9 protein-coding genes are annotated in these 8885 nt (G+C 74.5%); 7 read left to right on the top strand and 2 right to left on the bottom strand.

Features of this window, described 5'->3' with window-relative positions; translation table 11 throughout:
• Nucleotides 1-349: integrase core domain-containing protein (locus tag VGB14_17440; GenBank protein ID HEX9994716.1), on the top strand; the 349-nt coding region annotated here is incomplete at its 5' end.
• Nucleotides 350-362: 13 nt separating this feature from the next.
• On the opposite strand, the gene uvrB is transcribed toward VGB14_17440, so the two are convergent.
• The gene (gene uvrB, locus VGB14_17435) at nucleotides 363-2384 is read right to left on the bottom strand and encodes an excinuclease ABC subunit UvrB (protein HEX9994715.1); all 2022 of its coding nucleotides are present in this window, start codon (nucleotides 2382-2384) and stop codon (nucleotides 363-365) included.
• Between the two features lie 325 nt (nucleotides 2385-2709).
• Here uvrB and VGB14_17430 point away from each other — a divergent pair, with 325 nt between their 5' ends.
• Nucleotides 2710-4104, top strand: coding sequence for a hypothetical protein (locus VGB14_17430; GenBank protein ID HEX9994714.1), 1395 nt, complete (start codon nucleotides 2710-2712; stop codon nucleotides 4102-4104).
• Here VGB14_17430 and coaE read toward each other — a convergent pair.
• Nucleotides 4070-4696, bottom strand: coding sequence for a dephospho-CoA kinase (gene coaE / locus VGB14_17425; GenBank protein HEX9994713.1), 627 nt, complete (start codon nucleotides 4694-4696; stop codon nucleotides 4070-4072). The genes VGB14_17430 and coaE overlap by 35 nt on opposite strands.
• Nucleotides 4697-4714: 18 nt before the next feature.
• On the opposite strand from coaE, the gene VGB14_17420 reads away from it, so the two are divergent.
• From VGB14_17420 to VGB14_17400, 5 genes are all read left to right on the top strand, one after another.
• Nucleotides 4715-6370 (top strand): GAF domain-containing sensor histidine kinase, encoded by a 1656-nt coding sequence (locus tag VGB14_17420; protein ID HEX9994712.1) that lies wholly within the window; start codon nucleotides 4715-4717, stop codon nucleotides 6368-6370.
• Between the two features lie 5 nt (nucleotides 6371-6375).
• Entirely contained in the window at nucleotides 6376-7047 is a 672-nt protein-coding gene (locus VGB14_17415) for a response regulator transcription factor (protein HEX9994711.1), read from the top strand.
• A gap of 127 nt (nucleotides 7048-7174) precedes the next feature.
• Nucleotides 7175-7366 carry a Flp family type IVb pilin gene (locus VGB14_17410; protein ID HEX9994710.1) on the top strand — a complete coding sequence of 64 codons (192 nt, stop codon included), beginning with the start codon at nucleotides 7175-7177 and terminating at the stop codon, nucleotides 7364-7366.
• Nucleotides 7367-7471: 105 nt separating this feature from the next.
• Entirely contained in the window at nucleotides 7472-7642 is a 171-nt protein-coding gene (locus tag VGB14_17405; protein ID HEX9994709.1) for a hypothetical protein, read from the top strand.
• A 43-nt stretch (nucleotides 7643-7685) separates the two neighbouring features.
• Nucleotides 7686-8852, top strand: coding sequence for a serine hydrolase domain-containing protein (locus tag VGB14_17400; GenBank protein HEX9994708.1), 1167 nt, complete (start codon nucleotides 7686-7688; stop codon nucleotides 8850-8852).
• The last annotated feature ends 33 nt before the right edge of the window (nucleotides 8853-8885 follow it).

Here is an 8885-nt window from a genome sequence, read left to right as displayed (position 1 = left end):
GGTGGCCTTCTGCGCCCGAGCCCTAAACGCCCTGGCCGACCACGGCGTCCACGTCGAGGCGCTGATGACCGACAACGCCTGGAACTACACCCACAGCCGGGCCCTCGCCGAGCTCCTCACCGCCGCCGGCATCGACCACCTATTGATCAAACCGCATTGCCCCTGGCAGAACGGCAAGGTCGAACGCTTCAACCGAACCCTGCAGACCGAATGGGCCTACCGGCAGGTCTTCACGACCAACAGCCACCGCGCCGCCGCGCTCGCACCATGGCTCGAGACGTACAACACTCGACGCCGCCACAGCGCCATCGGAGGCAAACCACCGATCAGCCGACTGTCACCAACCTGACGGCCGAGTACAGCTAGACGGCCTGGCGGAGGTCGCGCTTCAGGTCGTTGATCTCGTCCCGCAGGCGGGCGGCGTACTCGAAGCGGAGGTCGGCGGCGGCCTCGTGCATCTCCTCCTCCAGGGTGCGGATCAGGCGGGTGAGCTCCGTGGCGCCCAGGTTGGCCAGGTCGGAGCGGTCGCGGCGGCGGTCGCGGCTGCGGGAGCGGCGGTCGGCGCCCGGCACCGGGGCGCCCTCGGCCGGCCGCAGGTGGGCGAGGATGTCGGTGACCGCCTTGCGGATCGTCTGCGGGTCGATCCCGTGCTCCCGGTTGTGGACCTGCTGGAGGTGGCGGCGGCGGTTGGTCTCCGAGATGGCCCGCTGCATCGAGTCGGTGACCTGGTCGGCGTACATGACCACCTGGCCGTCGACGTTCCTCGCCGCCCGGCCGATCATCTGGATCAGCGACGTCTCCGAGCGGAGGAAGCCCTCCTTGTCGGCGTCGAGGATGGCGACGAGGGACACCTCGGGCAGGTCGAGCCCCTCCCGGAGCAGGTTGATGCCGACCAGCACGTCGAACTCGCCGAGCCGCAGGTCGCGGATGATCTCGATGCGCTGGATGGTGTCGACCTCGCTGTGGAGGTAGCGGACCCGCACCCCCATCTCCAGCAGGTAGTCGGTGAGGTCCTCGGCCATCTTCTTGGTCAGGGTGGTGACCAGCACCCGTGCGCCGGCCGCCACCCGCTGGTTGATCGACTCGATGAGGTCGTCGATCTGGCCCTTGGTGGGCTTCACGATGACCTCGGGGTCGACGAGGCCGGTGGGCCGGACGATCTGCTCGACCACCTGGCTGGAGTGCTCCATCTCCCACGGCCCCGGCGTGGCCGACAGGAACACGCACTGGTGCAGCCGCTCCAGGAACTCCTCGAACCGCAGGGGCCGGTTGTCGGCGGCGGACGGCAGCCGGAACCCGTGCTCGATGAGCGTCTGCTTGCGGCTGCGGTCGCCCTCGTACTGGCCGTGCAGCTGGGGGACGGTGACGTGCGACTCGTCGACGACGAGCAGGAAGTCCTTCGGGAAGTAGTCGATCAAGGTGAACGGCGGCTCGCCGGCCGACCGGCCGTCGATCGGCGCGCTGTAGTTCTCGATGCCCGAGCAGAACCCGACCTCGGCCATCATCTCGAGGTCGTACTGGGTGCGCATGCGCAGCCGCTGGGCCTCGAGCAGCTTGCCGTGCGCCTCGAACCAGGCGAGGCGCTCCTGGAGCTCGGCCTCGATGCGCTGGATCGCCCGCTTCATGCGCTCCTCGCCGGCGACGTAGTGGGTCGCCGGGAACACCACCAGCTCGTCCAGGGTCTCCACCCGCTCGCCGGTGAGCGGGTCGATGACGGTGATCTGCTCGACCTCGTCGCCGAAGAGCTCGATGCGCACGAGCGTCTCCTCGTACGCCGGGTGGACCTCGATGGTGTCGCCCCTGACCCGGAAGCGGCCGCGGGTGACGCTCACGTCGTTGCGCTCGTACTGCATGTCGACCAGCTGGCGGAGGATGCGGCGCTGGTCGTGCTCCTCGCCGGGGCGGACGACGAGGAGCTGCTGGCTGTACTCCTCGGGCGAGCCGAGGCCGTAGATGCAGCTGACGGACGCGACGACGATGACGTCCTGCCGGGTGAGCAGCGCCGAGGTGGCCGAGTGGCGCAGCCGGTCGATCTCGTCGTTGATCGACGAGTCCTTCTCGATGTAGGTGTCGCTCGAGGGGATGTAGGCCTCGGGCTGGTAGTAGTCGTAGTAGGAGACGAAGTACTCGACCCGGTTGTGGGGGAAGAACTCCCGGAACTCGTTGGCCAGCTGGGCGGCGAGGGACTTGTTCGGGGCGATGACCAGGGTGGGCTTCTGGACCTGCTCGATGGTCCAGGCGATGGTGGCGCTCTTCCCGCTCCCGGTGATGCCGAGCAGGGTCTGGAACCGGTCGCCCCGGCGGATGCCGTCGGCGAGGGCCTCGATGGCCTTCGGCTGGTCGCCGGCGGGGGCGAACTCGGACACGACCTCGAACTTCGGCACGGCGGCGATCGTACCGAGGGGGTGTGACAGCAACGCCGCCGGGCCGGGCTGGCGCCGACGAGGCGCGCTCGGCTCGGGTCCGGGGCGGCGACGGCGGGGGACGCCGCGCGGCGACGGCGGGCGACGGCGGGGCACCGGTCGGCTCGGCCGGCGGGCTGGACCCGGGCGCCGACCGGCCGACAGGAAGGGGGTGACGGCCACCGCCACCCGACCAGCGGCGCCCCCGTCCTCGCCGGCCTCCCGGCCCGCCGTCGCCCAGGCGCGGCCCGGTTCCCGGCGGCGGCGGCCGGCCCACCGGCGGGGGCGGTGGCCCTCCCCTCGCCCGATGTCGACCGAGGCCCTGTTCGTCGGCGCGCTCGTGCTGTTCGCCGTCCGCCTCGGCGCCCGGCCGATCGCCGACAACTCGGCCCTGCTCCACCTGCGCACCGGCGTCGACCTCCTGGGCGGCCTCGGCCTGCCGTCGACCGACCCCTACTCGTGGACGGCGGCCGGCCACCCGTGGGTCGTGCAGAGCTGGCTGGCCGAGGCCGTCGCCGGGCTGGCCCACCAGGCCGGCGGCTGGGCCCTCGTGGTCGTGCTGCACGCCGCGCTCTACGGCGCCACCGCCCTCGTCGTCGCCCGGCTGGCCAGGACGGGCGACGCCGTCCGCACGCTGGCCGCGGCCGGGCTGGCCCTCGGGATCGGCATCGGCTTCTGGACGCCGCGCCCGTTCGTCTACGGCCTCCTCGCCCTCGCCCTGCTCGTCACGGCGGCCGAGCGGGAGCGCCGGCCGTGGTGGCTGGTGCCGCTCGCCTGGGTCTGGGTCAACGTCCACGGGTCGTTCGTGCTCGGCGCCGGCTGGCTCGTCCTCAGGGCCGCCGGCGAGGCCCTCGACGGCGACCGAGCGGCCGCCGGCCGCCGCCTCCGCCAGCTCGGGGCGTTCGCCGCCGGCCTGGCCGTCGCCGCCGTGAACCCGGTCGGGCCCCGGCTCCTCGCCTTCCCGCTGACCGCGATCGAGCGCCGGGACGTGCTGTCGACCCTCATCGAGTGGCGGTCGCCCGACTTCTCCCGCCCCGACGCCCTGTTCGCCCTCGTCTTCCTGGCCGGCGCCGTCGTCGTGCTCCTGCGGGCCCGGCTGCGCTGGGCCGACACCCTGCCCGTCGCCGCCTTCGTGGCCGCAGGCCTGCTGGCCCAGCGGAACCTGCCGGTGGCCGGGGTGGTCGCCGCCCCGGCGCTCGGCCGGGCCCTGCTGGCCGGCGGGTCCGCCGCCCGGCCGGAGCGGACGAGGGCGGGCGGGCTCGTGGCCGTGGCCATGGCGCTCGTGGCCGCCGGGCTCGTGGCCTCCGCCTGGCGGGGCCCCCACCTCGACCTGGCCCGCTACCCGGTGGCGGCCGCCCAGTGGATGGACGGCGAGGGGCTCCTCGGCCCCGCCCACCGGATGGCCCACGACGTGGGCACCGGCAACTACCTCGCCTTCCGGTACGGGCGGGAGGCGCGGGTGTTCGTGGACGACCGCCTCGACCTGTACCCCGAGGCCGTGTCCCACGACGTGGACGCCCTCCTCGCCGGCACGCCGGCCGCCCTCGACGTGCTCGAGCGCCGGCAGGTGGACGTGGTGCTGTGGCGGGCCGGCGACGACCTGCCCGCCCTGCTCGACCTGGCCGGCGGGTGGCGGACGGCCTACGACGACGGCGACTGGGTGGTCCTCACCCGGTCGCCCGCGAGCTCCCGGGGGCGTTGACGGCCAGCGAGCGGGCCCAGGCCCACACCTCGTCGACCCGGCGGCGGAGGTCGTCGACGGTCCCCGAGTTGTCGACCACGCGGTCGGCCCTGGCCAGCCGTTCCTCCCGCGACGCCTGCCTGGCCATGCGGGCCCTGGCGTCGGCCTCGGTCATCCCCCGCTGGGCCACCAGCCGGGCGACGGCGACGTCGGGGTCGACGTCGACCACCACCACGCCGGCCAGGTCGCCCCGGCCGGACTCGACCAGCAGCGGCACGTCGAGGACGACGACGTGGTCGGTCGGCGCCTCCTCGGCCAGGCGGCGGGCGATCTCCTCGCCGACCGCCGGGTGGACGATGGCGTTGAGGTCGGCCAGCGCGGCCGGGTCGGCGAACGCGATCGCCGCCACCGCGGCCCGGTCGAGCGTGCCGTCGGGGGCGACGATGCCGGGACCGAAGCGCTCGACCATCGCCCGGAACACGGGCGTGCCGGGGCGCTGGAGGTCCCGCACGATGGCGTCGGCGTCGACCACCACGGCGCCCCGCTCGGCCAGCATGGCCGACACCGTCGACTTCCCGCTGCCGATGCCCCCGGTCAGCCCGATGACCACCACCGCGCCGGACGGTACCCGGTGACCGCCGACCGCCTGGCCCCGTTCCGGTCGCCGATCCTCGCCATCCGGGCGGCGACCGTGGCCGTCGGGTTCGCGCTCGCCAGCCTCGACCTGTCGACCTCGCGCCCGATCCTCACGGCCTGGTGCCTCGTCGTCACCGGCTACGCCGTGTTCCGGGCCGTCCGCCCGCTCGCCTACGCCGACGACACGGCGAGCCTCGTGCGGGTGGTGGCCGAGGTCGCCATCCACGTGCTCGCCGTCGTCGGGACGGGCTACTGGGCGTCGCCGTTCGTGTTCTCCCTGGTCACCGCCATCATCGTGGCCGGCTTCGCCAGGGGCTTCGCCTTCTCGCTGCGCATCGGCGCCGCCTCGGCGGCCGCCGTCACCCTGCCCATGCTGGCCGACGCCGAGGACCTGGCCGCCGACGGGCGCCTGTCGGCGCAGTGGACCCTGCTGCTCCTGCTCGTCGCCCTCGTGGCCGGCTACGCCCGCCGCATCACCGGCGACGCCGACCGCCGCCACACGCTCGCCCTCGACCGCCTCGGCCGCCTGGCCGACGCCAACGCCCTCCTCTACTCGCTGCACCGGGTGGCCCAGACCCTGCCGGCGTCGCTCGACCTCGACGAGGTCGTCGACTCGACCATGGCCCGCCTGCGCGACCTGCTGGCCTTCGACGCCGCCGCCGTCCTCGTCCACGACGAGACCGACGGCACCTGGATCGTCGCCCGGCGGGAGGGCACCCGCCTCCCCGGCCGGCTGGCGACCGGCGAGCTGGCCCCGCAGCTGCGCCGGGCCGCGGAGGGGGGCCGCACCGTCGTCGTCCCGAACCTGCTCGACGGCGGCGGGCCGGGGCTCGCCCCGTCGGCCGGGAGCGGCGTCTACGCCGTGCTGCCGGCCAGGGGCTCGGTCATCGGGCTCGTGTCGGTCGAGTGGAAGGACGCCGGCCGGCCGAGGGACCGGGACGTGGAGCTGCTGGAGGGCCTGGCCGAGCCGGCCGCGCTGGCCATCGACAACGCCAGGTGGTTCTCCCGCCTGCGCACGGTCAGCGCCGACGAGGAGCGGCTCCGCATCGCGCGGGACCTGCACGACCGCATCGGCCAGTCCCTCGCCTACCTGGCCTTCGAGCTCGACCGGATCGTGAAGCACGCCGGGTCGGGCCGGGACGTCGGCCCCGCGCTCGAGGGCCTCCGCGCCGACGTGCGGGGCGTGATCCGCGAGGTGCGGGACACGCTCTACGACCTGCGCACGGAGGTGAGCGAGGAGTCCGACGTCCCGACCACGCTGGCCGCCTTCCTCGAGCGGGTGCGGGAGCGCAGCGGCGTCGAGGTCACGCTGGAGACCAGGGCCACCGGGCGCCTGCCCCTCCCCCAGGAGCGGGAGCTGTGGCGCATCGCCCAGGAGGCCATCGTCAACGTCGAGCGCCACGCCAGGGCCTCCGAGCTCCACGTGCGCTGGCGCACCGACGGGCGGGTGGCCGAGCTGGAGGTGGCCGACGACGGGGTCGGGTTCCCGAGGGGCAGGGCCGGGCGGCTCGACTCCTACGGGATCCTCGGCATGCGGGAACGGGCGTCGAGCATCGGCGCCACCCTCGAGATCGCCTCGGCGGAGGGCCGGGGCACCACCGTGCGGTGCCGGCTCGGCACCGCCGACGTCCTCACCAAGGAGGCGGTGTGACCACCATGCTGGGCGCGAGCGTGGAGCGGCCCGTGCGGTTGCTGCTCGCCGACGACCACCGGATGCTGCGCGAGGGCCTGCGCCGGTCGATGACCGAGGAGGGCTTCGACGTCGTCGGCGAGGCGGCCGACGGCGAGGAGGCCGTACGCCTGGCCGCCGCCCTCCAGCCCGACGTCGTCCTCATGGACGTGACCATGCCCGAGCTCGACGGGGTCGAGGCGACGAGGCGCATCCGCTCCTCGGGCGACCTGGCCGCCGTGCAGGTCGTCATGCTCACCATGCACGCCGACGAGTCGGTCCTGGCCGACGCCGTGCGGGCCGGGGCGGCCGGCTACCTGGTGAAGGACTGCTCCACCGAGGAGGTGGCGGAGGCGGTCCGCCAGGCGGCCTCGGGCGAGGCCATGCTGTCGCCCCAGCTCGCCGCCTCGATGCTCGACGAGGTGCGCCGGCTCGACGCCGCCGCCGCGGACGGTGAGCAGGTGGTGAGCCGCCGGGAGGTCGAGGTCCTCCAGCTGATCGCCGACGGCTGCTCCACCCCCGAGGTGGCGGCCCGGCTGTACATCAGCCAGAAGACCGTGAAGAACCACCTGGCCTCCATCTACGCCAAGCTCGACGCCAGGGACCGCACCCAGGCCGTCCTCCAGGCCGTCCGCATGGGGATCATCCGCCTGTCCTGACGCAACGGTCAGGGAAATGGTCCGGACGGCCTATCCAGCACCCACGCAGGGTGGCCGATTGATCTCTCGACAGGAAGGCAGCGCCGGAGCACCCCGGGGTTGTCGGAACCATCAAGGAGACAACGAAATGCTCACCTCGTGGGACTTCTTCGCCACCTGGGTCCGGGCCCGCTTCGGGGACGACGACCGTGGCGCCTCGCTCGTGGAGTACGCCCTGCTCGTCGCGCTGATCGCGGTGGTCTGCATCGTGGCCGTCCGCTTCCTCGGCACCAGCGCTTCCGAGAAGTTCGACACCGTCGGCTCCGACATCGCGGGCTGACGCACCGTTCCCGCCACCAGGCGGGCGACGATCTTCGCACTCTCTCGTGGGGCGGGCCTTCAGGGGCCCGCCCCACGTGCGTCCGGGGCCAGGAAAGGGGACGGGATGGAACCACGGAGGTGCTCGGGCGACGCCGGGGGCGGCCTCGTCGAGTACGCCCTGCTGCTCGCCCTGATCGCGGCCATCTGCCTGGCCGCGGTCGCCTACTTCGGGCGCGCCACGGCCGCGAGCATCGACTCGTCGTGCGAGCAGCTCGCCGAGGTGCCCTGCGGCTGACGCCGACCGATCAGTCGGCGGCCCGCCGGCCGTCCTACCGGGCATGACGACGGGAGCGCTGTCCGGCGCAGGGTTGGAGCGGCTCGACGCGGTGATGGCCGGCCACGCCGAGCGGGGCGACGTCCCCGGCCTGGTGTGGCTCGTCGCCAGGCGGGGCGAGGTGCACGCCGGCAGCGCCGGCGACGTGGTGGGCCGCGACGCTGTCTTCCGGGTGTCGTCGATGACCAAGCCGGTCACGGCCGTCGCCGCCATGGTGCTCCTCGAGGAGTGCCGGCTGCGCCTGGACGACCCGGTGGACGCCTGGCTCCCCGAGCTGGCCGACCGCCGGGTGCTGGCCCGCCCGGACGGCCCGCTCGACCACACCGTGCCGGCCAGGCGACCGATCACCGTGCGGGACGTGCTCACGTTCCGCCTCGGCCTGGGGATGGACTTCGCGGCCGCCGGGCCCCAGCCGGTGCTGGAGGCGATGGCCGCGCTCGAGCTCGGCGCCGGCCCGCCCGCCCCCGCCGAGCCGCCGGAGCCGGACGAGTGGCTGCGGCGGCTGGGCACGCTCCCGCTGGCCGCCCAGCCGGGCGAGCGCTGGCTGTACGACACGGGCAGCGCCGTCCTCGGCGTGCTGGTGGCCAGGGCGAGCGGGCAGCCGTTCGACGGGTTCCTGCGCGAGCGGGTGCTCGGTCCGCTCGGCATGCGGGACACCGGGTTCTCCGTCCCGGACGGCGAGCGGCACCGGTTCGGGCCGTGCTGGACGGCCGACCCGGCGACCGGCGAGCGCACCGTGTACGACCCGGTCGACGGCCAGTGGAGCCGGCCGCCGGCGTTCCCGGCCGGCAACGCCGGGCTGGTGTCGACCGTCGACGACTACCTCGCGTTCGCGTCGATGCTGCTGGCCGGCGGGCGCCACGCCGGCGGCCGGCTCCTGGCCCGCCCCACCGTCGCCGCCATGACCACCGACCACGTGGGCGGGGCGGGGCCGAGCCCCGACGGCAGCGTCGGCTGGGGCTTCGGCGTCGGCGTGCAGCTCCGGCGGACGGGGCCGGCCCGCTCGGTGGGCAGCTACGGCTGGGACGGCGGCCTCGGCTCGTCGTGGGCCAACGACCCGGCCGAGGGCCTGGTCGGCATCCTCATGACCGACCGCACGTGGTCGTCGCCGTCGCCCCCGGCGGTGTGCCGGGACTTCTGGGCGGCCGCCTACGCGGCGATCGACGACTGAGGGACGGCGACGACCCAGGCGCCGTCGTCCCAC

The sequence above is a fragment of the Acidimicrobiales bacterium genome (assembly GCA_036399815.1).
Lineage (GTDB): Bacteria > Actinomycetota > Acidimicrobiia > Acidimicrobiales > DASWMK01 > DASWMK01.
Note: the sequence above shows the minus strand (reverse complement) of the source record. Positions and strands in the feature narration are given on the sequence as shown.